Genomic DNA, 21,754 nt, shown 5'->3' with positions numbered 1-21,754 from the left:
CTACTAAGGTCGTCTAGAACCTCTCCTCCAGCCGCATGCAGAGTGGATACCGTTCCAACAATAATCTGTGCTGCGAGGATAAAAACAATGAACGACAGCATTTACCTCTCTATTCAAAACAGCCCGCGCTTCAAGGAGCTGGTTCGTAAAAGGGAAAAGTTCGCCTGGATACTCTCGGCGATCATGCTTGGGCTGTATTCCGGATTCATTCTGCTGATTGCCTACGGGCCGCATGTGCTGGGGGCGAAGATCAGCCCTGAGTCATCGATTACCTGGGGCATCCCGATCGGGGTCGGGCTGATTCTGTCGGCCTTTGTCCTGACCGCTATCTACGTGCGACGCGCCAACGGCGAGTTCGACGACCTGAACAATGCGATTCTCAAGGAGGCTCAGCAATGATCCGGCGTCTACTAGCAGCGTTAGGCATCGCCGCCTTCGCTCCGGCTGTCTGGGCAGCCGAAGCACTGACGGGCGAAGTGCACAAACAACCGCTCAACATCGCGGCGATCCTGATGTTCGTGGTCTTTGTCGGCGCGACACTGTGCATCACCTACTGGGCCTCGAAGCGTAACAACTCGGCTGCCGACTACTATGCGGCAGGCGGCAAGATCACCGGGTTCCAGAACGGCCTGGCCATTGCCGGCGACTACATGTCGGCAGCGTCCTTCCTGGGGATCTCCGCGCTGGTGTTCACCTCCGGCTACGATGGCCTGATCTACTCGATCGGCTTCCTGGTGGGCTGGCCGATCATCCTGTTCCTGATCGCCGAGCGCCTGCGTAACCTGGGCAAGTACACCTTTGCCGACGTGGCGTCCTATCGCCTCGGGCAAACCCAGATCCGCACCTTGTCTGCCTGCGGTTCGCTGGTGGTGGTGGCGTTCTACCTGATCGCGCAAATGGTCGGTGCCGGCAAGCTGATCCAGCTGCTGTTCGGCCTGGACTACCATGTCGCGGTGATTCTGGTCGGTATCCTGATGTGCATGTACGTGTTGTTCGGCGGCATGCTGGCGACCACCTGGGTGCAGATCATCAAGGCGGTGCTGCTGCTGTCCGGTGCCTCGTTCATGGCGCTGATGGTGATGAAGCACGTCAACTTCGACTTCAATATGCTGTTCTCCGAGGCGATCAAGGTTCACCCTAAAGGTGAAGCGATCATGAGCCCCGGCGGCCTGGTGAAGGATCCGATCTCGGCATTCTCCCTTGGCCTGGCACTGATGTTCGGTACAGCGGGCCTGCCGCATATCCTGATGCGCTTCTTCACCGTGAGTGACGCCAAGGAAGCACGCAAGAGCGTTCTGTACGCAACGGGCTTCATCGGCTACTTCTACATCCTGACCTTTATCATCGGTTTTGGCGCGATCCTGTTGGTCAGCACCAATCCGGACTTCAAGGATGCGGCGGGCGCCCTGCTGGGCGGCAACAACATGGCGGCGGTGCACCTGGCTGACGCGGTGGGTGGCAGTATCTTCCTGGGCTTCATCTCGGCAGTAGCGTTCGCGACTATCCTGGCGGTGGTGGCCGGCCTGACCCTGGCGGGTGCCTCGGCGGTGTCGCACGACCTGTACGCGAGTGTGATCAAGAAAGGCAAGGCCAACGAAAAAGACGAGATCCGTGTGTCGAAGATCACCACCATTGCCTTGGCGGTACTGGCGATTGGTCTGGGGATTCTGTTCGAAAGCCAGAACATCGCGTTCATGGTCGGCCTGGCGTTCTCCATTGCTGCCAGCTGCAACTTCCCGGTACTGCTGCTCTCCATGTACTGGAAGAAGCTGACCACCCGTGGCGCCATGATTGGCGGCTGGCTGGGGTTGATCAGCGCGGTGGGCCTGATGGTGCTGGGTCCGACCATCTGGGTACAGATCCTGGGTCACGAGAAGGCGATCTTCCCGTACGAATACCCGGCACTGTTCTCGATGATCATCGCGTTTGCCGGTATCTGGTTCTTCTCGATCACCGACAAGTCACCTGCGGCAGTTAAGGAGCGGGCGCTGTTCTTCCCGCAGTTCGTGCGTTCGCAGACGGGGCTTGGGGCGAGTGGGGCGGTTTCGCACTAAGGCTCCAACGCTTTATAGATAAGCTGCACTGACACTGAATGCCCCGGTCGAGAGACCGGGGCATTTTTTGTTTGGGGGGGCAGGTGTGTTGCCGGGGTTCGTGCCTTCGCGAGCAGGCTCGCTCCCACAGATCGATGCACGTCGTTTGTGGGAGCGAGCCTGCTCGCGAAGGCGATAGTGCTGGCGCCGCAATACTTGAGAGGGCACACAAACAAAAACGGCCTCTATATAGATAGAGGCCGTTTTCGGTCCAACTTAAAACGTTATCGCAAGACAGGTCTTACTTGCGGTCTTCAAGTCGGGTGATGTCACGCGACTCGTAGCCGGTGTACAGCTGGCGCGGACGGCCAATCTTGTACGGGCTGGAAAGCATTTCTTTCCAGTGGGAGATCCAGCCCACGGTCCGCGCCAGGGCGAAGATCACGGTGAACATGCTGGTTGGAATGCCGATCGCCTTGAGGATGATCCCCGAGTAGAAGTCGACGTTCGGGTACAGCGAGCGTTCGATGAAGTACGGGTCGGTCAGCGCGATCTCTTCCAGGCGCATGGCCAGTTCGAGTTGCTTGTCGTGCTTGATGCCCAGTTCCTTGAGCACTTCGTCGCAGGTCTGCTTCATCACGGTGGCGCGTGGGTCACGGTTTTTGTACACGCGGTGACCGAAGCCCATCAGTTTGAACGGATCGTTCTTGTCCTTGGCCTTGGCGATGAAGGTGTCGATGTTCGAGACATCGCCAATTTCGTCGAGCATGGTCAATACGGCTTCGTTGGCGCCGCCGTGGGCAGGGCCCCACAGTGCAGCGATGCCCGCAGCGATACAGGCGAACGGGTTGGCACCCGAAGAGCCCGCCAGGCGCACGGTGGAGGTCGAAGCGTTCTGCTCGTGGTCGGCATGGAGGATGAAGATCTTGTCCATGGCCTTGGCGAGTACCGGGCTGATCGGTTTGATCTCGCACGGGGTGTTGAACATCATGTGCAGGAAGTTTTCCGCGTACGACAGGTCGTTGCGCGGGTACATCATGGGTTGCCCCATGGAGTACTTGTAAACCATCGCTGCCAGGGTCGGCATCTTGGCAACCAGGCGGATCGCGGAGATTTCGCGATGCTGCGGGTTATTGATGTCCAGGGAGTCGTGGTAGAAGGCCGAAAGGGCGCCGACTACACCGCACATGACGGCCATTGGGTGGGCGTCGCGACGGAAGCCGTTGAAGAAGGTCTTCAACTGCTCGTGAACCATGGTGTGGTTCTTGACCGTGCTGACGAACTGGGCCTTTTGCTCTGCCGTCGGCAGTTCGCCGTTGAGCAGCAGGTAGCAGGTTTCCAGGTAGTCCGACTTGTCGGCCAGTTGCTCGATCGGATAGCCGCGATGCAGCAGGATGCCGTTATCGCCGTCGATGTAGGTGATCTTCGACTCGCAAGAGGCGGTCGACATGAAGCCCGGGTCAAAGGTGAAGCGGCCCGTGGCCGTCAGGCCTCGAACGTCGATAACATCGGGACCAACGGTGCCGGTTAAAATGGGCAGCTCGACGGGGGCTGCGCCCTCGATGATCAACTGCGCTTTTTTGTCAGCCATGTGGCCTCCTATTTATGCTTGAAATCATCAGACAGACCCCCCACGCAGGGCCCGCACCACTATAGTGAGATAAATTCGAATGTCAATTTGCCTAAAGTCTTGCCCCAGAAGGCTTTAAGCGGACTTTTTCCTCGAAATTGCCTGCCATTTACGCCTTTTATCTCGCTTGCGCAATCAGCTATTAGGGGAAGGTGTTTGCGTTGTCATTAGTAGCCTAACTGTCTATACTCGGCCTCCGACCGCCAGGGGCTTTTGGGCCTGATTTAATGGGGGTCGCATCCCTGGGTGGTGGTTACCTGACCAGTGCACTCCCCAACAACTTTGCCCTGATTGTTAGGGGCTCTTCAGTGTGAAAAAAGCCGTGAAAAGCCAACGACCTGTAAACCTAGACCTAAGGACCATCAAACTCCCAGTCACTGCATACACGTCGATTCTTCACCGAATCTCCGGCGTCATTCTCTTCGTCAGCCTGGCCATCATGCTTTATGCATTGGACAAGTCGCTGGATTCGCAAGAGGGTTTCGACCAGGTGAAAGCGTGTCTGACCAGTCCGCTAGCCAAGCTAGTGATTTGGGGCATCCTGTCCGCTTTGCTGTATCACTTGGTCGCCGGTGTGCGCCATCTGATCATGGACATGGGCATCGGTGAGACGCTGGAAGGCGGCAAGCTGGGCTCGAAAATCGTTATCGCCGTTTCCGTGGTGGTGATCGTGCTGGCAGGAGTTTGGATATGGTAACTAACGTCACGAACCTGTCGCGTTCGGGCCTCTATGACTGGATGGCACAGCGCGTGTCTGCGGTCGTTCTCGCGGCTTATTTCATATTCCTGATTGGATACGTCGTGGCCAACCCAGGCCTCGGCTACGCCCAATGGCATGAACTGTTCTCCCACAACGGGATGCGTATCTTCAGTCTGCTGGCCCTCGTTGCCCTGGGCGCTCACGCCTGGGTCGGCATGTGGACCATCGCGACCGACTACCTGACGCCAATGGCGCTGGGCAAGTCCGCGACTGCAGTGCGTTTCCTTTTCCAGGCAGTATGCGGCGTCGCGATGTTCGCTTACTTCGTCTGGGGCGTACAGATTCTCTGGGGTATCTGATTCATGGCTAACATTCCAACGATTTCTTTCGACGCCATCATCATTGGTGGCGGCGGCGCCGGCATGCGCGCTGCGCTGCAGCTGGCGCAGGGCGGTCACAAGACTGCCGTGATCACCAAGGTTTTCCCGACCCGCTCGCACACGGTATCCGCTCAAGGCGGCATCACCTGCGCCATCGCGTCTGCTGATCCGAACGATGATTGGCGCTGGCACATGTACGATACCGTCAAGGGTTCCGACTATATCGGTGACCAGGACGCTATCGAATACATGTGTCAGGAAGGCCCGGCTGCCGTTTACGAGCTGGACCACATGGGCATGCCGTTCTCGCGTACCGAGCAAGGTCGTATCTATCAGCGTCCGTTCGGCGGCCAGTCCAAGGACTACGGTAAAGGCGGCCAGGCCGCGCGTACCTGCGCCGCTTCCGACCGTACCGGTCACGCCCTGCTGCACACCCTTTATCAGGGCAACCTGAAAGCCGGTACCGTGTTCCTGAACGAGTACTACGCAGTCGATCTGGTGAAGAACGGCGAAGGCGAGTTTGTCGGTGTGATCGCGATCTGCATCGAAACCGGCGAAACCAGCTACATCCGTGCCAAGGCCACCGTGCTGGCAACCGGCGGTGCTGGTCGTATCTATGCGTCCACCACCAATGCCCTGATCAACACCGGTGACGGCGTTGGCATGGCCCTGCGTGCTGGCGTTCCGGTGCAAGACATCGAAATGTGGCAGTTCCACCCAACCGGCATCGCCGGCGCCGGCGTCCTGGTGACCGAGGGTTGCCGTGGTGAAGGCGGCTACCTGATCAACAAGCACGGCGAGCGTTTCATGGAGCGTTATGCTCCGAACGCCAAGGACCTTGCCGGTCGTGACGTGGTTGCCCGTTCGATGGTTAAAGAAATCATCGCTGGCAACGGTTGCGGTCCGAACGGCGACCACGTAATGCTCAAGCTCGACCACCTGGGTGAGGAAGTGCTGCACAGCCGCCTGCCAGGCATCTGCGAGCTGTCGAAGACGTTTGCACACGTTGACCCGGTTGTTGCTCCAGTCCCGGTTGTTCCAACCTGCCACTATATGATGGGCGGCGTTGCCACCAACATTCATGGCCAGGCGATCACTCAGGGTGCCGATGGCGTAGACGCGATCATCCCAGGTCTGTTTGCCGTGGGTGAAGTGGCGTGCGTATCGGTTCACGGTGCCAACCGCCTGGGCGGTAACTCGTTGCTCGACCTGGTGGTATTCGGTCGTGCTGCTGGCCTGCACCTGGAAAAAGCGCTGACTGACGGTATCGAGTACGACGACGCAACTGATGCCGACATCACGGCAGCGCTGTCGCGTTTGTCCGCCCTGAACGAGCGTACCGACGGCGAAGACGTGGCAACCCTGCGTCGCGAGCTGCAAAACTGCATGCAGAACTACTTCGGTGTGTTCCGTACTGGTGAATACATGCAGAAGGGTATTGCCCAGTTGGCAGACCTGCGCGTACGTATCGCCAACGTCAAGATCAACGATAAGTCGCAGGCGTTCAACACCGCGCGTATCGAAGCACTGGAACTGCAGAACCTGCTGGAAGTGGCCGAAGCCACCGCCATCGCGGCTGAAGTGCGTAAAGAGTCCCGCGGCGCTCACGCCCGTGAAGACTTCGAAGATCGTGACGACGAAAACTGGCTGTGCCACACCCTGTACTTCCCGGGTGACAAGCGCGTCACCAAGCGTGCCGTGAACTTCTCGCCGAAGACTGTTCCGACTTTTGAACCTAAGATTCGGACTTATTAAGGGTGGCTGCCATGTTGAAAGTCAGTGTTTATCGTTACAACCCTGATCAGGACGCCGCGCCGTTCATGCAGGAATTCTCGGTCGATACCGGTGGTAAAGACCTGATGGTGCTGGACGTACTGGCCCTGATCAAAGAGCAGGACGAAGGTTTCTCCTATCGTCGCTCTTGCCGTGAAGGTGTATGCGGTTCCGACGGCATGAACATCAACGGCAAAAACGGCCTGGCGTGCGTCACGCCGCTGTCTGCCGTCGTGAAAGGTAACAAGTTGGTGGTTCGTCCTCTGCCAGGTTTGCCGGTTATCCGTGACCTGGTTGTCGATATGAGCATCTTCTACAAGCAATACGAGAAGGTGAAGCCTTACCTGCAGAACGACACCCCGGCTCCGGCCATCGAGCGTCTGCAGTCCCCTGAAGAGCGTGAAAAGCTGGACGGTCTGTACGAGTGCATCCTGTGCGCTTGCTGCTCGACTTCCTGCCCGTCCTTCTGGTGGAACCCGGACAAGTTCCTGGGTCCTGCTGCCCTGCTGCAAGCGTATCGCTTCCTGGCAGACAGCCGTGACACCAAGACGTCCGAGCGTCTGGCGTCCCTGGATGACCCGTTCAGCGTATTCCGCTGCCGGGGGATCATGAACTGCGTCAACGTATGTCCCAAAGGCCTGAACCCGACTAAGGCCATTGGTCACATCCGTAACATGTTGCTTTCGAGCGGCGTGTGATCCAGCTGTTGTAAACGCTGTACCGCTGTACCCGTAGAGGCTAAGGCGCGGGCTTCAACCCGCGTCGTAGCTACACCGAGCTGCAGCTCATAAAGCTGCGGCTCTTACTTTGAAGAAATGAGACAAGCAGGGGCATCCGGGCTGGTACCCGGACTATCAGCGTGATCCTAAGTGGCTTGTTTTGGTCGTTGCACTCGGACTTCTGCAAGTTTGCTCGGTGTCTTCGTCGATGGTGTTCCCCTAACCGAGGGTGACCAAGCATGCAAGAAAGCGTGATGCAGCGCATGTGGAACAGCGCCTACCTATCCGGTAGTAACGCTGCCTATGTGGAAGAGCTCTACGAGCTCTACCTGCACGACCCTAACGCTGTGCCAGAAGAGTGGCGCACCTACTTTCAGAAGTTGCCGACAGACGGCGACTCTGCCATTGATGTTTCGCACTCGACAATTCGCGATCATTTCGTGCTGCTGGCAAAGAACCAGCGCCGCGCCCAACCGGTTTCCGCCGGTAGCGTGAGCAGTGAGCACGAGAAGAAGCAAGTTGAAGTGCTGCGACTGATCCAGGCCTACCGTATGCGTGGCCACCAGGCAGCCCAGCTTGACCCGCTGGGGCTGTGGCAGCGTCCTGCACCTGCAGACCTGTCGATCAATCATTACGGCTTGACCAATGCCGATCTTGATACGATCTTCCGTGCCGGCGACCTGTTCATCGGCAAAGAGGAAGCGAGCCTACGCGAAATTCACGAAGCGTTGCAGCAGACATATTGCCGCACCATCGGCGCTGAATTTACGCACATCACCGATTCCGAGCAGCGCCAGTGGTTCCAGCAGCGTCTGGAAAGCGTGCGCGGTCGTCCGGTGTACTCCGCCGATATCAAGAGCCATTTGCTTGAGCGCGTCACTGCCGGTGAAGGCCTGGAAAAATACCTGGGTACCAAATACCCGGGCACCAAGCGTTTCGGTCTGGAAGGCGGCGAAAGCCTGATTCCGATGCTCGACGAGTTGATCCAGCGTTCCGGTTCCTACGGCACCAAGGAAATCGTCATCGGCATGGCCCACCGTGGCCGTCTGAACGTACTGGTCAACACCTTCGGCAAGAACCCGCGCGAGCTGTTCGACGAGTTCGAAGGCAAGAAGAAGGTCGAGCTCGGTTCCGGTGACGTTAAATACCACCAGGGCTTCTCGTCCAACGTCATGACCGCCGGTGGTGAAGTCCACCTGGCCATGGCCTTCAACCCGTCCCACCTGGAAATCGTTTCTCCGGTGGTCGAGGGTTCGGTTCGCGCCCGTCAGGATCGTCGTAACGACCCGACTGGTGAGAAGGTTCTGCCGATCTCCATCCACGGTGACGCGGCATTCGCCGGTCAAGGCGTGGTCATGGAAACCTTCCAGATGTCGCAGACCCGCGGTTTCAAGACCGGCGGTACCGTGCACATCGTGATCAACAACCAGGTTGGTTTCACCATCAGCAACCCGTTGGACTCGCGTTCCACCGAGTACGCTACCGACGTCGCGAAAATGATCCAGGCGCCGATCCTCCATGTGAATGGTGATGATCCGGAAGCCGTGTTGTTCGTGACCCAGTTGGCCATCGACTACCGCATGCAGTACAAGCGTGACGTGGTGATCGACCTGGTCTGCTACCGTCGCCGTGGCCACAACGAGGCCGATGAACCAAGCGGCACCCAGCCGATCATGTATCAGCAGATCACCAAGCAGCGCACCACCCGTGAACTGTATGCCGATCGTCTGACCCAGGGCGGTGTGCTCGACGCAGAGCGTGTTCAGGCGAAAGTCGATGAATACCGCAACGCGTTGGACAATGGCCTGCATGTCGTGAAGAGCCTGGTCAAAGAGCCGAACAAAGAGTTGTTCGTGGACTGGCGTCCGTACCTGGGCCACGCCTGGACTGCGCGTCACGACACCACGTTCGACCTCAAGACCCTGCAAGAGCTGTCTGCCAAGCTGCTGGAGATCCCGGAAGGCTTCGTGGTTCAGCGTCAGGTCGCGAAGATCTACGAAGACCGTCAGAAAATGCAAGCCGGCGGCCTGCCGATCAACTGGGGTTATGCCGAAACCATGGCATACGCAACCCTGGCGTTCGAAGGTCACCCGATCCGCATGACGGGTCAGGACATTGGTCGCGGTACGTTCTCGCACCGCCACGCTGTGCTGCACAACCAGAAAGACGCGGGTACCTACATCCCGTTGCAGCACCTGTACCAGGGCCAGCCACGTTTCGACCTGTACGATTCGTTCCTGTCCGAAGAAGCCGTGCTGGCGTTCGAATACGGTTACTCGACCACCACGCCTGAGGCGCTGGTGATCTGGGAAGCCCAGTTCGGCGACTTCGCCAACGGTGCCCAGGTGGTTATCGACCAGTTCATCACCAGCGGCGAGCACAAGTGGGGCCGTCTGTGCGGTCTGACCATGTTGCTGCCACACGGTTATGAAGGTCAGGGCCCGGAGCACTCCTCGGCTCGCCTGGAGCGTTACCTGCAACTGTGCGCCGAGCACAACATTCAGGTAGCCGTACCGACGACACCGGCGCAGATCTACCACTTGCTGCGTCGCCAGGTGATTCGCCCGTTGCGCAAGCCGTTGATCGTGCTGACGCCGAAGTCGCTGTTGCGTCACAAGCTGGCCATCTCGACCCTGGAAGATCTGGCCGAAGGTTCGTTCCAGACCGTTATCCCGGAAATCGACGTCCAAGACCCGAAAAAGGTCGGCCGCGTCGTTCTGTGCAGCGGCAAGGTCTACTACGACCTGCTGGAAAAACGCCGTGCCGAAGGTCGTGACGACATCGCCATCGTGCGTCTTGAGCAGCTGTATCCATTCCCTGAGGACGACTTGATTGAAGTCCTGGCGCCTTATTCCAACCTCAAACACATCGTTTGGTGTCAGGAAGAGCCGATGAACCAGGGGGCGTGGTACTGCAGCCAACACCACATGCGCCGCATCATCAGCGGTCACGACAAATCCCTCGTACTTGAGTACGCGGGCCGTGACGCTTCTGCTGCACCTGCGTGTGGTTATGCATCGATGCACGCTGAGCAGCAGGCAAAACTGCTGCAAGACGCCTTTACTGTTTAACGCCTTCGCGCACCTGAAACCGAATTTAAGGAACCACAGACAATGGCTATCGAGATCAAAGCCCCCACTTTCCCGGAATCGGTTGCCGATGGCACCGTTGCCACCTGGCACAAGCAACCGGGCGATGCGGTCAAGCGCGACGACCTGATCGTCGACATCGAAACCGATAAAGTTGTACTGGAAGTGTTGGCGACCGCCGACGGCGTCCTGGGCGCTATCGTCAAGAACGAAGGCGACACCGTTCTGTCCGACGAAGTCCTGGGCTCCATCGAAGCGGGCGGCGCTGCTGCCGCACCTGCCGCTGCACCTGCTGGCGCTGCACAAGCGGCTGCTCCGGCTGCTGCTGGCGAAGACGATCCTGTGGCTGCACCGGCTGCTCGCAAGCTGGCTGAAGAGAACGGCATCAACATCGCATCCGTTGCCGGTACGGGCAAAGGCGGTCGTGTGACCAAGGAAGACGTGGTTGCTGCCGTGGCTGCCAAGAAAGCCGCTCCTGCTGCCGCGCCGGCCAAGGCCGCGGCACCTGCCGCTGCTGCGCCGGTGTTCGCTGCCGGCGACCGTATCGAGAAGCGTGTTCCGATGACCCGCGTTCGCGCTACCGTGGCCAAGCGCCTGGTAGAAGCACAATCGAACATGGCGATGCTGACCACCTTCAACGAAGTCGACATGACCGAAGTCATGGCCCTGCGTTCGAAGTACAAGGACCTGTTCGAGAAGTCCCACAACGGCGTACGCCTGGGCTTCATGTCGTTCTTCGTCAAGGCTGCCACCGAAGCGCTGAAACGCTTCCCGGCAGTCAACGCATCGATCGACGGCGCCGACATTGTTTACCACGGCTACGCTGACGTGGGTGTTGCGGTATCCAGCGACCGTGGCCTGGTAGTACCGGTCCTGCGTAACGCCGAACTGATGAGCCTGGCTGAAATCGAAGGCGGCATCGCTGCTTTCGGCAAGAAAGCTCGCGACGGCAAGCTGTCGATGGACGAAATGACCGGCGGTACGTTCACCATCACCAACGGTGGTACCTTCGGCTCGATGATGTCGACCCCGATCGTCAACCCGCCACAAGCAGCAATCCTGGGCATGCACAACATTCTGCAGCGTCCGATGGCGATCAACGGTCAAGTGGTTATCCGTCCGATGATGTACCTGGCTCTGTCCTACGATCACCGTTTGATCGATGGCAAAGAAGCTGTGACCTTCCTGGTGACCATCAAGAACCTGCTGGAAGACCCGGCTCGTCTGTTGCTGGATATCTGATAGAAGCAGCGGCAGGCCCCAGGCTACACACTGCAGAGGTTGGCAGTTTGGCTTGGGGCGTGCGGCTTGAAGCTTTTCGCTAAAGAGGAATTTTCGAATGTCGCAGAAATTTGACGTAGTAGTGATCGGTGCTGGCCCTGGCGGCTATGTAGCTGCCATCAAGGCTGCCCAACTGGGCCTCACCACCGCCTGCATCGAGAAATACACCGACAAAGAGGGCAAGCTGGCCCTCGGCGGCACTTGCCTGAACGTCGGCTGCATTCCATCCAAGGCGCTGCTGGACAGCTCCTGGAAGTTCCACGAAGCCCAGGACGGCTTCGCGATCCACGGTATCAACCACGCTGGCGTGACCATGGACGTGCCAGCAATGGTCGGCCGCAAGGCCAACATCGTCAAAGGCCTGACCTCTGGCGTTGCGACCCTGTTCAAGGCCAACGGCGTGACGTCGATCCAGGGCCACGGCAAGCTGCTGGCTGGCAAGAAAGTCGAAGTGACCAAGCCTGACGGTTCGGTAGAAGTGATCGAAGCCGAGAACGTGATCCTGGCACCTGGTTCGCGTCCAATCGACATTCCACCGGCTCCGGTTGACCAGAACGTGATCGTCGATTCGACGGGCGCCCTGGAATTCCAGTCCGTGCCAAAGCGCCTGGGCGTGATCGGCGCTGGCGTGATCGGTCTGGAACTGGGTTCGGTCTGGTCCCGTCTGGGCGCACAAGTGACTGTCCTGGAAGCCCTGGACACGTTCTTGATGGCTGCCGACGCTGCCGTTTCCAAGGAAGCGCTGAAAACCCTGACCAAACAGGGTCTGGACATCAAGCTGGGCGCTCGCGTCACCGGTTCCAAGGTCAATGGCGAAGAAGTCGTCGTGACCTACACCGATGCCAAAGGCGAACAGACCATCACCTTTGACAAGCTGATCGTAGCCGTTGGTCGCCGTCCGGTGACCACTGATCTGCTGGCTGCCGATTGCGGCGTGACCCTCGACGAGCGCGGTTTCGTGCACGTTGACGATCACTGCGCCACCACTGTGCCGGGCGTCTACGCCATTGGCGACGTGGTTCGCGGCATGATGCTGGCTCACAAGGCCTCGGAAGAGGGCATCATGGTCGTCGAGCGCATCAAGGGCCACAAAGCCCAGATGAACTATGACTTGATCCCTTCGGTTATTTATACTCACCCGGAAATCGCATGGGTCGGTAAAACCGAGCAGGCCTTGAAGGCTGAAGGCGTTGAAGTTAACGTTGGCACCTTCCCGTTCGCCGCCAGTGGCCGTGCCATGGCAGCCAACGATACCGGCGGTTTCGTCAAAGTTATCGCCGATGCCAAGACTGACCGCGTACTGGGCGTCCACGTGATTGGCCCGAGCGCAGCAGAATTGGTTCAGCAGGGCGCGATCGGCATGGAGTTCGGCACCAGCGCTGAAGACCTGGGCATGATGGTTTTCTCCCATCCGACCCTGTCCGAAGCCTTGCACGAAGCAGCTTTGGCAGTGAATGGCGGCGCCATTCACATCGCCAACCGCAAGAAGCGTTAAGACAATAAGAAACCACGGCGGAGTGGCCCGTCGTGAGCCTTGCCTGCAAGACTCACCGCGGAATGTCCGCCGGACGCAGTCTTGCGTCGCCAAGCCGGATGCCCGGTAAGGCGACGCAAGCAGCAGTCACAGGTGGTGCGGCACTCAACAGTGCAGCACCGAATGCGCAGTACCTAACGAAGACGGTAATAAGCATGAATCTTCACGAGTATCAGGGTAAGCAGCTGTTCGCTGAATACGGCCTGCCAGTATCCAAGGGTTACGCAGTAGACACCCCGGAAGCAGCAGCAGAAGCTTGCGACAAAATCGGCGGCACCGAGTGGGTTGTCAAAGCCCAGGTTCACGCCGGTGGTCGCGGTAAAGCGGGCGGCGTTAAGCTGGTTCGCAGCAAAGAAGACGCCAAGGCCTTCGCACAGCAGTGGCTGGGCAAGCGTCTGGTGACTTACCAGACTGATGCCAATGGCCAACCAGTCACCAAGATCCTGGTTGAATCGTGCACTGATATCGCTAAAGAGCTGTACCTGGGCGCTGTCGTTGACCGTTCGAGCCGTCGCATCGTGTTCATGGCTTCCACCGAAGGTGGCGTGGACATCGAGAAGATCGCTCACGAAACCCCAGAAAAAATCCTGAAGGCCACTATCGATCCACTGGTTGGCGCTCAGCCATTCCAGGGTCGCGAGCTGGCATTCCAGCTGGGTCTGGAAGGCAAGCAAGTTGCCCAGTTCGCCAAGATCTTCGTAGGTCTGGCCAAGCTGTTCAAGGATCACGACCTGGCTCTGCTGGAAGTGAACCCGCTGGTGATCAAGGCTGACGGCGATCTGCATTGCCTGGACGCGAAGATCAACATCGACGCCAACGCCATGTACCGTCAGCCTAAGCTGAAGACTTTCCACGATCCGTCGCAAGACGATCCGCGCGAAGCGCACGCTGCCAAGTTCGAACTGAACTACGTAGCGCTGGAAGGCAACATCGGTTGCATGGTCAACGGTGCTGGCCTGGCCATGGGTACCATGGACATCGTCAACCTGCATGGCGGCAAACCAGCCAACTTCCTCGACGTGGGCGGCGGTGCTACCAAAGAACGCGTTACCGAAGCGTTCAAGATCATCCTGTCCGACACTAACGTCGCTGCAGTATTGGTCAACATCTTCGGCGGCATCGTTCGTTGCGACATGATTGCCGAAGGCATCATCGGTGCAGTGAAAGAAGTCGGCGTGAAAATCCCGGTTGTTGTTCGCCTTGAAGGCAACAACGCTGAGCTGGGCGCTAAAGTACTGGCAGAAAGCGGTTTGAACATCATCGCTGCTACCAGCCTGACCGACGCTGCTCAACAAGTCGTTAAAGCTGCGGAGGGCAAATAATGAGCGTCCTGATCAATAAAGACACCAAAGTTATCTGCCAGGGTATTACCGGTTCGCAAGGTAGTTTCCACACCCAGCAAGCCATCGAGTACGGCACCAAGATGGTCGGTGGCGTAACACCTGGTAAAGGCGGCACCGAGCACCTGGGCCTGCCCGTGTTCAACACCGTGAAAGACGCCGTAGCAGCCACTGGCGCTACTGCCAGCGTGATCTACGTTCCGGCTCCTTTCTGCAAGGACTCGATCCTGGAAGCGGCATTCGGCGGCATCAAGCTGATCGTGTGCATCACCGAAGGCATTCCTACCCTGGACATGCTGGACGCTAAAGTTAAGTGCGACGAGCTGGGTGTCACCCTGATCGGCCCTAACTGCCCAGGCGTGATCACTCCAGGCGAATGCAAGATCGGCATCATGCCAGGTCACATTCACTTGCCAGGCAAGGTCGGTATCGTTTCCCGTTCCGGCACCCTGACCTACGAAGCGGTCAAGCAGACCACTGACGCCGGTTTCGGTCAGTCGACGTGCGTCGGCATCGGCGGTGACCCGATCCCAGGCTCGAACTTCATCGACATCCTGAAGCTGTTCCAGGAAGACCCGAAGACCGAAGCGATCGTCATGATCGGTGAGATCGGCGGTTCGGCTGAAGAAGAAGCGGCTGCCTACATCAAGGCACACGTGACCAAGCCGGTTGTTTCCTACATCGCTGGTGTGACTGCCCCTGCGGGCAAGCGCATGGGCCATGCTGGCGCAATCATCTCTGGCGGCAAGGGCACTGCAGACGAGAAGTTCGCTGCCCTGGAAGACGCAGGCGTGAAAACCGTGCGTTCGCTGGCAGACATCGGCAAGGCTTTGTCCGAGCTGACCGGTTGGGCTGTCAAGTAAGCCTCGCGCTTAGCTGACGCTTCACCAAACAAAGGCCACCTTCGGGTGGCCTTTGTTGTTTCTGGGGTTTGAGGCGGGCGATGAGGGCCTCATCGCGAGCAGGCTCGCTCCCACGCGGGATATCAGGTGCTCACAAAACGGTGGGAGCGAGCCTGCTCGCGAAGGCGGAGTTATAGAGGACAACCATTTAGATGCACAAACGCGACATGGAAGCGTCGTATATCGGATAGTTCGCCCCGTAACAGTGCGCTAGCCGCCCGGATTCGTTAGGCTAACCGCCATTTTGCGTCTGCCGCCCACAAGGCATGCAACGCGTTATACGGGTCAGTCCCATACGGATCGACAGCATTTCCCTAATCCAACAGGGCAATTCCCCTCTAAATTCCGATTCAGTAGTGTGGTATTTCCTTAATGAAAGTGTTGAAAGGCCAGGACATCCTGGCACTTGGTTTTATGACGTTTGCCCTGTTTGTCGGGGCCGGTAACATCATCTTTCCGCCTATCGTCGGCTTGCAGTCCGGGCCTCATGTCTGGATGGCGGCACTAGGCTTTCTGATCACCGCCGTCGGTTTGCCGGTGATCACCGTGGTTGCACTGGCCAAGGTCGGTGGTGGCATGGACGCGTTGAGCAGCCCCATCGGCAAGATCGCCGGTGGCGTGCTGGCCGCGGCGGCCTACCTGGCGGTCGGGCCGTTGTTCGCCACGCCGCGCACCGCGACCGTGTCCTTCGAAGTGGGCCTGGCGCCGCTGACCGGTGAGAGCCCGCTGGCACTGTTCCTCTACAGTTCGGTGTACTTCCTGCTGGTGTTCTTCATCTCGCTGTACCCGGGGCGCCTGCTGGACACCGTGGGGCGTTTCCTGGCACCGCTGAAGATCATCGCGCTGGCGGTACTGGCGATTGCCGCGTTTGCCCTGCCGGCTGGCGATATCGGCCAGGCCACCCCTGAGTATGTGGCCGCACCGTTCTCCCAAGGGTTCATCAATGGCTACCTGACCATGGATACCCTGGGCGCTCTGGTGTTCGGCATTGTCATCGTCAATGCGATTCGCTCCCGTGGGGTCGAGTCCCCGGCGTTGATCACCCGCTACGCGATCATCGCCGGGCTGATTGCCGGTGTCGGCTTGGCGCTGGTGTACATCAGCCTGTTCCGCCTGGGCTCCAGCAGCCATGAAGTGGCCGCCGGTGCGACCAACGGCGCGGCGGTGCTGCATGCCTACGTGCAACACACGTTCGGCTCCCTGGGCAGCGGTTTCCTGGCGGTGCTGATTTCCCTGGCTTGCCTGGTGACGGCAGTAGGCCTGACCTGTGCGTGCGCCGAGTATTTCAGCCGTGTCCTGCCACTGTCCTACAAGACCCTGGTGGTGATCCTGGCAGCCTTCTCGTTGCTGGTATCCAACCTGGGGCTGACCAAGCTGATCGCGTTCTCGATCCCGGTGCTGACGGCGATTTACCCGCCGTGCATCGTGCTGGTAGCGCTGAGCTTCTGCAAAGACTTCTGGATTGATCAGCGACGTATCGTTGGCCCAGTGATGCTGGTGTCGTTCGTGTTTGGCCTGATCGACGCGCTCAAGGGCGCAGGCCTGGGTGACTGGATGCCAACGCAGTTGGCGCATCTGCCGCTGGCCGAGCAAGGCCTGGCCTGGCTGGTGCCGTGCGTGTTCACCCTGGTTGTCGCGGTGGTGTGTGACCGCGTGCTGGGCAAGCGCAGCGCAGCCCTGGCGTAAGGTTCCCGGGCTCGCCACAAGCGAGCCTGACGGAATAAATGGAAATGCCCCGTATCAATCGATACGGGGCATTTTTGTTTCCGCGAGGTCAATACCGTGCCTTTTGCGTTGAGTTGACGTCGAAGCAGTACGTCAACTTCCCATCGGCCATCGCATGTCCTTTATCCAAGCCAACCTGATCCATCTCGTCGCAGCCCTGTGGTTCGTCATCTGCTGGGGCGGCTACACCCGTTATGCCAGTTGGAAGGGCCGCGACACCGCGTGCCTGGCCAGTGTGTTGCACCTGTACCGCGAAGACTGGATGCGCCGCATGCTGCTGCGCGACAACCGCATCGCCGATGCCAGCGTGATTGGCAACCTGGAGCGCAACGCATCGTTCTTTGCCTCCAGCACGTTGATCATCCTGGCCGGTATTCTCACGGTGTTGGGTGCGTCGGAGCGGGCGGTGTCGCTGTTGGCGGACATTCCCATGGTGCAGCAGGCGTCCCAGGGCATGTCGGAGATCAAGTTGTTGTGCCTGGCCATGGTGTTCGTCTATGCCTTCTTTACGTTCAGTTGGTGCATGCGCCAGTACAACTTCGCGGCGATCCTGATGGGCTCGGCACCGATGGTCGGTGAACGCCATGTTTCCGAGTTGGAGCGCAAAGCCTTTGCCGCCCGCGCAGCGCGGGTGATTTCCATGGCGGCCAACCAGTTCAACTTTGGCCTGCGGTCTTACTATTTCGGCATGACCATGCTCGCCTGGTTTGTCAGCCCGTGGCTGTTCATGTTGATGAGTGCGGGCGTGGTGTTCGTGTTGTATCGCCGCGAGTTTCATTCCGACGTGCTGGAGGTTATGGTCTATACCCCTACCGAGGCGCCATTGCCCGAGGCCAACAAGGAGGTCAGTTGATGAGTATTGCGTTCTGGTGTGTGTTTATCAGTGCGTTGTTGATTTTTGTGGCGCGGATGCCGGTGGCCAAGGCCATGAAAGAGCAGGGCGGCTATAACAATCATTTGCCCCGGGCGCAGCAAGCCCAGTTGACGGGGTTCGGGGCCCGGGCGCTGGCGGCGCACCAGAACAGTTTCGAGGCCTTCATCCTGTTCTCGGTGGGCGTGTTGATGGCGCATACCACGCAAACGGCAGGGTGGCTGGTGGATGGGCTGGCAATCGTCTTTGTGATTGCGCGGGTCATCTTCTTGTTGTGCTACTGGGCGGACTTGGCGTGGCAGAGAAGCCTGGTGTGGTTTATCGGCCTACTGTGCTCGTTGTTGTTGATGGTGAGTCCGACGTTCAGGACAGTACTGCTCTAGCAGACACAATAAAGCCCGCACTTGGCGGGCTTTATTGTTTAAGCACGGAAAACCATTAGTTGGTTTTAGGTGCGCCTTCTTCAGCAGCAGCTTTGTTCGATTCAACCTGATCTTTGGCAGCTTCGGCGTTTTCCTTGGCGGCCTCGTTCACTTTATCCTGAGCTTCATTCATTTTTTGCTGGGCTTGCTCAGCATGTTGGTTGGCATCTTGAGCTTTGTCCTCGGATTTTTTATCGCAGGCAGCGAGACCGAGGGAAGCGGTCAACATCAAGGCAATAGCTAAAGTCTTACGCATGGGGTGTTTCTCCTGGTGGAAATATCTACTTGGCCTTTCGAGCGTAGTCTTGATGATTAAGTTCAAAGTTTCTTTCATATATATAAGTTTGTTCCTATGGGAACTTTTCCTTACTCCTACAACTGCTAAGCAGTGTTACTCAACAGAGCCTGGAGCCAATGACGGACAACCTTGTTTTTGAGCGCGCGGTGCGGTTTCTCTCGGCGCTGCGCCACTGTCAGGTACTGGGCCTGCGCGTACACAGCGCCAATGCCGAGGGCCTGACCATTACGTTGCCCTACAGCCCGCAGATTGTCGGTAACCCGCAGACAGGGGTGATTCACGGCGGCGCGATCACCTCGTTGATGGATTCCGCCTGTGGCATGGCCACGCTGTGCGTGCTGCCGGAGTTCGAGGTCTGCCCGACCCTGGACCTGCGTATCGACTACATGCACCCGGCTGAACCCCACAAGGACGTGCATGGATTTGCCCAGTGCTACCGGGTCACGACGGACGTGATCTTCACTCGCGGCTTCGCCTATCAGGATGACCCCGAGCAACCCATCGCCCATGTGGTGGGCACCTTCATGCGCATGGGCAAGGGCATCAAGGGCACCAAGGGTTTTGGCGGTGTGATCAGCGGTGGTGCGAAATGACCGACAACTTCAAAGAGCAACTGCAGCAAGCCCATGAGCGCGGGGACTACGCCTCGGTGTTGCACCTGATTCCGTACGCCAAGTTGATTGGTATCGAGTGTTCGCGGGTGGGCGACGAACTGCTTTTTCGCCTGCCCGCCAACAAGGACAACATTGGCAACCCGATATTGCCGGCGATCCACGGTGGGGTGATTGCAGGCTTCATGGAGTTGGCGGCGGCCCTGCATTTACTGGTGTTTACCGGGTCCCCGGGGGTGCCGAAGATTATCGACTTCTCCCTCGACTACCTGCGCGCCGGACAGTTTCGCGACACCTACGCCACCTGCCAGGTGTGTCGTCAGGGTCGACGCGTGGCGAACGTGGCGATAACCGCGTGGCAGAGCGTGCGGGACGAGCCGATTGCGACGGCGCGTGGGCACTTCAAGATTGAAGAGACCCCCAGCCCTTGAAATCCCCGGCAGCGCCCCCAACTTTGATGACATCCCGCCGCCGTCCCTTCCGGGCGCGGCCACCTGCCATCCAATTGGAGTTTGATGACCATGACCGTGGAAACTCAAAAGGAAACCCTGGGCTTCCAGACCGAGGTAAAGCAACTGCTGCACCTGATGATCCATTCGCTGTACTCCAACAAGGAAATTTTCCTTCGCGAACTGATCTCCAACGCCTCCGACGCTGTCGACAAATTACGTTTCGAAGCCCTGTCCAAGCCTGAGTTGCTGGAAGGTGGCGCCGAACTGAAGATCCGTGTGAGCTTCGACAAAGACGCCAAGACCGTCACCCTCGAAGACAACGGCATCGGCATGAGCCGGGAAGATGCGATCACCCACCTGGGGACCATCGCCAAGTCCGGCACTGCCGACTTCATGAAGAACCTGTCGGGCGATCAAAAGAAAGATTCCCACCTGATCGGCCAGTTTGGCGTGGGTTTCTACTCCGCGTTCATCGTCGCCGACAAAGTTGAAGTATTCAGCCGCCGTGCCGGCCTCGCAGCAAGCGAAGGCGTGCACTGGTCGTCCCAAGGCGAGGGCGAGTTTGAAATCGCCACCATCGACAAGGCTGACCGTGGCACGCGCATCGTCCTGCACCTGAAGTCCGGTGAAGACGAATTCGCCGATGGCTGGCGCCTGCGCAACATCATCAAGAAGTATTCGGACCATATCGCGCTGCCGATCGAGTTGCCCAAGGAGGTCACGGCGGCCGAAGGCGAAGACACGCCAGCCGTTGAGTGGGAAACCGTCAACCGCGCCAGCGCCCTGTGGACTCGCCCTCGTACTGAAGTCAAGGACGAGGAGTACCAGGAGTTCTACAAACACATCGCCCACGATTTCGAGAACCCGCTCGCCTGGAGCCACAACAAGGTCGAAGGCAAGCTGGAATACAGCTCGCTGTTGTACGTCCCGGCTCGCGCGCCGTTCGACCTGTATCAGCGTGAAGCGCCAAAAGGCCTGAAGCTGTATGTGCAGCGCGTGTTCGTCATGGACCAGGCCGAGTCGTTCCTGCCCCTGTACCTGCGCTTCATCAAGGGTGTGGTTGACTCCAACGACCTGTCGCTGAACGTGTCGCGGGAGATCCTGCAGAAGGATCCGATCATCGACTCGATGAAGTCGGCGCTGACCAAGCGTGTCCTGGACATGCTGGAGAAGCTGGCGAAGAACGAGCCTGAGCAATACAAGGGCTTCTGGAAGAACTTTGGCCAGGTCATGAAAGAAGGCCCGGCTGAAGACTTCGCCAACAAAGAAAAAATCGCCGGCCTGCTGCGCTTTGCTTCCACCCAGGGTGAAGAGGGCGAGCAAGTGGTGTCGCTGGCCGAGTACCTGGCTCGCGCCAAGGAAGGTCAGGACAAGATCTACTACCTGACTGGCGAAACCTACGCTCAGGTCAAGAACAGCCCGCACCTGGAAGTCTTCCGCAAGAAAGGCATCGAAGTGCTGCTGCTGACCGACCGTATCGATGAGTGGCTGATGAGCTACCTCAGCGAGTTCGACGGCAAGAGCTTTGTCGATGTGGCACGGGGTGACCTGGACCTGGGCAACCTGGACTCGGAAGAGGACAAGAAGGTCGCAGAAGAAGTCGCCAAGTCCAAAGAAGGCCTGGTTGAGCGTCTGAAGGCGGCCCTGGGTGATTCGGTTGCGCAAGTGCGGGTTTCCCACCGCCTGACCGATTCCCCGGCGATCCTGGCCATCGGTGAGCAGGACTTGGGCCTGCAGATGCGCCAGATCCTGGAAGCCAGCGGTCAGAAGGTGCCGGACTCCAAGCCGATCTTCGAATTCAACCCGGCTCACCCGCTGATCGAGAAACTCGACAGCGAGCAGAGCGAAGAGCGTTTTGGCGACCTGTCGCACATCCTCTTCGATCAGGCGGCCCTGGCGGCCGGCGACAGCTTGAAGGACCCGGCGGCCTATGTGCGCCGGCTGAACAAGCTGTTGGTTGAACTGTCGGTTTAACCGCGTTGTAGAAAAACCCG

Annotated in this window: 19 protein-coding genes; 17 read left to right on the top strand and 2 right to left on the bottom strand. The window is 58.7% G+C overall.

Going from position 1 to position 21,754, the window contains the following annotated elements:
- Positions 1 to 87: 87 nt before the first annotated feature.
- Together BMW74_RS08860 and BMW74_RS08855 are read left to right on the top strand one after the other, a co-directional pair.
- Positions 88 to 399 carry a DUF485 domain-containing protein gene (locus BMW74_RS08860; protein ID WP_093416878.1) on the top strand — a complete coding sequence of 104 codons (312 nt, stop codon included), beginning with the start codon at positions 88 to 90 and terminating at the stop codon, positions 397 to 399.
- Positions 396 to 2,054, top strand: coding sequence for a cation acetate symporter (locus BMW74_RS08855; protein ID WP_093416874.1), 1,659 nt, complete (start codon positions 396 to 398; stop codon positions 2,052 to 2,054). Before BMW74_RS08860 ends, BMW74_RS08855 begins: the two co-directional genes overlap by 4 nt.
- 280 nt (positions 2,055 to 2,334) lie before the next feature.
- Here the strand turns inward: BMW74_RS08855 and gltA are convergent, their stop codons facing one another.
- On the bottom strand, positions 2,335 to 3,624 hold the full coding sequence (gene gltA / locus BMW74_RS08850) for a citrate synthase (RefSeq protein ID WP_093416870.1): 1,290 nt from the start codon (positions 3,622 to 3,624) through the stop codon (positions 2,335 to 2,337).
- A 349-nt stretch (positions 3,625 to 3,973) separates the two neighbouring features.
- Between gltA and sdhC the strand changes: the two genes are divergently transcribed.
- From sdhC to BMW74_RS08790, 12 genes are all read left to right on the top strand, one after another.
- Positions 3,974 to 4,360 carry a succinate dehydrogenase, cytochrome b556 subunit gene (gene sdhC / locus BMW74_RS08845; protein WP_175479179.1) on the top strand — a complete coding sequence of 129 codons (387 nt, stop codon included), beginning with the start codon at positions 3,974 to 3,976 and terminating at the stop codon, positions 4,358 to 4,360.
- Positions 4,354 to 4,722: a succinate dehydrogenase, hydrophobic membrane anchor protein gene (sdhD, locus tag BMW74_RS08840; protein WP_093416867.1), complete on the top strand. Its 369-nt coding sequence runs from the start codon at positions 4,354 to 4,356 to the stop codon at positions 4,720 to 4,722. The genes sdhC and sdhD overlap by 7 nt, the downstream gene beginning before the upstream one ends.
- A 3-nt stretch (positions 4,723 to 4,725) precedes the next feature.
- On the top strand, positions 4,726 to 6,498 hold the full coding sequence (sdhA, locus tag BMW74_RS08835) for a succinate dehydrogenase flavoprotein subunit (protein ID WP_093416864.1): 1,773 nt from the start codon (positions 4,726 to 4,728) through the stop codon (positions 6,496 to 6,498).
- A gap of 11 nt (positions 6,499 to 6,509) precedes the next feature.
- Positions 6,510 to 7,214, top strand: a complete 705-nt coding sequence (locus BMW74_RS08830) for a succinate dehydrogenase iron-sulfur subunit (RefSeq protein ID WP_093416861.1) — start codon at positions 6,510 to 6,512, stop codon at positions 7,212 to 7,214.
- Positions 7,215 to 7,474: 260 nt separating this feature from the next.
- Entirely contained in the window at positions 7,475 to 10,306 is a 2,832-nt protein-coding gene (locus tag BMW74_RS08825; RefSeq protein ID WP_093416858.1) for a 2-oxoglutarate dehydrogenase E1 component, read from the top strand.
- A 42-nt stretch (positions 10,307 to 10,348) separates the two neighbouring features.
- Complete coding sequence (odhB, locus tag BMW74_RS08820) at positions 10,349 to 11,566, top strand: 2-oxoglutarate dehydrogenase complex dihydrolipoyllysine-residue succinyltransferase (protein ID WP_093416853.1); 1,218 nt, start codon at positions 10,349 to 10,351, stop codon at positions 11,564 to 11,566.
- A gap of 97 nt (positions 11,567 to 11,663) precedes the next feature.
- Positions 11,664 to 13,100 carry a dihydrolipoyl dehydrogenase gene (gene lpdA / locus BMW74_RS08815; RefSeq protein WP_093416848.1) on the top strand — a complete coding sequence of 479 codons (1,437 nt, stop codon included), beginning with the start codon at positions 11,664 to 11,666 and terminating at the stop codon, positions 13,098 to 13,100.
- A 194-nt stretch (positions 13,101 to 13,294) separates the two neighbouring features.
- The gene (gene sucC / locus BMW74_RS08810) at positions 13,295 to 14,461 is read left to right on the top strand and encodes an ADP-forming succinate--CoA ligase subunit beta (RefSeq protein ID WP_093416844.1); all 1,167 of its coding nucleotides are present in this window, start codon (positions 13,295 to 13,297) and stop codon (positions 14,459 to 14,461) included.
- A complete protein-coding gene (sucD, locus tag BMW74_RS08805) occupies positions 14,461 to 15,342 on the top strand; it encodes a succinate--CoA ligase subunit alpha (protein WP_010166265.1) in 882 nt (293 codons plus the stop codon). Before sucC ends, sucD begins: the two co-directional genes overlap by 1 nt.
- 411 nt (positions 15,343 to 15,753) lie before the next feature.
- Positions 15,754 to 17,067 (top strand): branched-chain amino acid transport system II carrier protein, encoded by a 1,314-nt coding sequence (gene brnQ / locus BMW74_RS08800; protein ID WP_093416840.1) that lies wholly within the window; start codon positions 15,754 to 15,756, stop codon positions 17,065 to 17,067.
- Between the two features lie 154 nt (positions 17,068 to 17,221).
- Positions 17,222 to 17,959, top strand: a complete 738-nt coding sequence (locus BMW74_RS08795) for a DUF599 domain-containing protein (protein ID WP_093416836.1) — start codon at positions 17,222 to 17,224, stop codon at positions 17,957 to 17,959.
- Positions 17,959 to 18,360, top strand: coding sequence for an MAPEG family protein (locus tag BMW74_RS08790; RefSeq protein WP_093416831.1), 402 nt, complete (start codon positions 17,959 to 17,961; stop codon positions 18,358 to 18,360). Before BMW74_RS08795 ends, BMW74_RS08790 begins: the two co-directional genes overlap by 1 nt.
- A gap of 55 nt (positions 18,361 to 18,415) precedes the next feature.
- Here the strand turns inward: BMW74_RS08790 and BMW74_RS08785 are convergent, their stop codons facing one another.
- The gene (locus BMW74_RS08785) at positions 18,416 to 18,655 is read right to left on the bottom strand and encodes a hypothetical protein (RefSeq protein ID WP_093417397.1); all 240 of its coding nucleotides are present in this window, start codon (positions 18,653 to 18,655) and stop codon (positions 18,416 to 18,418) included.
- A 158-nt stretch (positions 18,656 to 18,813) separates the two neighbouring features.
- Here BMW74_RS08785 and BMW74_RS08780 point away from each other — a divergent pair, with 158 nt between their 5' ends.
- The 3 genes from BMW74_RS08780 to htpG all read left to right on the top strand — a co-directional run bounded on the left by BMW74_RS08780 (position 18,814) and on the right by htpG (position 21,734).
- Positions 18,814 to 19,290 carry a PaaI family thioesterase gene (locus tag BMW74_RS08780; protein ID WP_093416826.1) on the top strand — a complete coding sequence of 159 codons (477 nt, stop codon included), beginning with the start codon at positions 18,814 to 18,816 and terminating at the stop codon, positions 19,288 to 19,290.
- Positions 19,287 to 19,739, top strand: coding sequence for a PaaI family thioesterase (locus tag BMW74_RS08775; RefSeq protein ID WP_093416822.1), 453 nt, complete (start codon positions 19,287 to 19,289; stop codon positions 19,737 to 19,739). Before BMW74_RS08780 ends, BMW74_RS08775 begins: the two co-directional genes overlap by 4 nt.
- Before the next feature lie 90 nt (positions 19,740 to 19,829).
- The gene (gene htpG / locus BMW74_RS08770) at positions 19,830 to 21,734 is read left to right on the top strand and encodes a molecular chaperone HtpG (protein ID WP_093417392.1); all 1,905 of its coding nucleotides are present in this window, start codon (positions 19,830 to 19,832) and stop codon (positions 21,732 to 21,734) included.
- The last annotated feature ends 20 nt before the right edge of the window (positions 21,735 to 21,754 follow it).

Origin of the sequence: Pseudomonas sp. ok272 (assembly GCF_900109995.1) — a bacterium.
Classification (GTDB): domain Bacteria; phylum Pseudomonadota; class Gammaproteobacteria; order Pseudomonadales; family Pseudomonadaceae; genus Aquipseudomonas.
Note: the sequence above shows the minus strand (reverse complement) of the source record. Positions and strands in the feature narration are given on the sequence as shown.

Excerpts from the sequence above, each read along its gene's own strand:
- BMW74_RS08830 (WP_093416861.1), top strand. The coding sequence starts at position 6,510 with ATGTTGAAAGTCAGTGTTTATCGTTACAACCCTGATCAGGACGCCGCG.
- BMW74_RS08855 (WP_093416874.1), top strand. The coding sequence starts at position 396 with ATGATCCGGCGTCTACTAGCAGCGTTAGGCATCGCCGCCTTCGCTCCG.
- brnQ (WP_093416840.1), top strand. The coding sequence starts at position 15,754 with ATGAAAGTGTTGAAAGGCCAGGACATCCTGGCACTTGGTTTTATGACG.
- odhB (WP_093416853.1), top strand. The coding sequence starts at position 10,349 with ATGGCTATCGAGATCAAAGCCCCCACTTTCCCGGAATCGGTTGCCGAT.
- BMW74_RS08795 (WP_093416836.1), top strand. The coding sequence starts at position 17,222 with ATGTCCTTTATCCAAGCCAACCTGATCCATCTCGTCGCAGCCCTGTGG.
- BMW74_RS08775 (WP_093416822.1), top strand. The coding sequence starts at position 19,287 with ATGACCGACAACTTCAAAGAGCAACTGCAGCAAGCCCATGAGCGCGGG.
- sucC (WP_093416844.1), top strand. The coding sequence starts at position 13,295 with ATGAATCTTCACGAGTATCAGGGTAAGCAGCTGTTCGCTGAATACGGC.
- lpdA (WP_093416848.1), top strand. The coding sequence starts at position 11,664 with ATGTCGCAGAAATTTGACGTAGTAGTGATCGGTGCTGGCCCTGGCGGC.
- BMW74_RS08785 (WP_093417397.1), bottom strand. The coding sequence starts at position 18,655 with ATGCGTAAGACTTTAGCTATTGCCTTGATGTTGACCGCTTCCCTCGGT.
- htpG (WP_093417392.1), top strand. The coding sequence starts at position 19,830 with ATGACCGTGGAAACTCAAAAGGAAACCCTGGGCTTCCAGACCGAGGTA.
- sdhD (WP_093416867.1), top strand. The coding sequence starts at position 4,354 with ATGGTAACTAACGTCACGAACCTGTCGCGTTCGGGCCTCTATGACTGG.
- BMW74_RS08860 (WP_093416878.1), top strand. The coding sequence starts at position 88 with ATGAACGACAGCATTTACCTCTCTATTCAAAACAGCCCGCGCTTCAAG.
- BMW74_RS08790 (WP_093416831.1), top strand. The coding sequence starts at position 17,959 with ATGAGTATTGCGTTCTGGTGTGTGTTTATCAGTGCGTTGTTGATTTTT.
- sucD (WP_010166265.1), top strand. The coding sequence starts at position 14,461 with ATGAGCGTCCTGATCAATAAAGACACCAAAGTTATCTGCCAGGGTATT.
- BMW74_RS08825 (WP_093416858.1), top strand. The coding sequence starts at position 7,475 with ATGCAAGAAAGCGTGATGCAGCGCATGTGGAACAGCGCCTACCTATCC.
- sdhA (WP_093416864.1), top strand. The coding sequence starts at position 4,726 with ATGGCTAACATTCCAACGATTTCTTTCGACGCCATCATCATTGGTGGC.
- gltA (WP_093416870.1), bottom strand. The coding sequence starts at position 3,624 with ATGGCTGACAAAAAAGCGCAGTTGATCATCGAGGGCGCAGCCCCCGTC.
- BMW74_RS08780 (WP_093416826.1), top strand. The coding sequence starts at position 18,814 with ATGACGGACAACCTTGTTTTTGAGCGCGCGGTGCGGTTTCTCTCGGCG.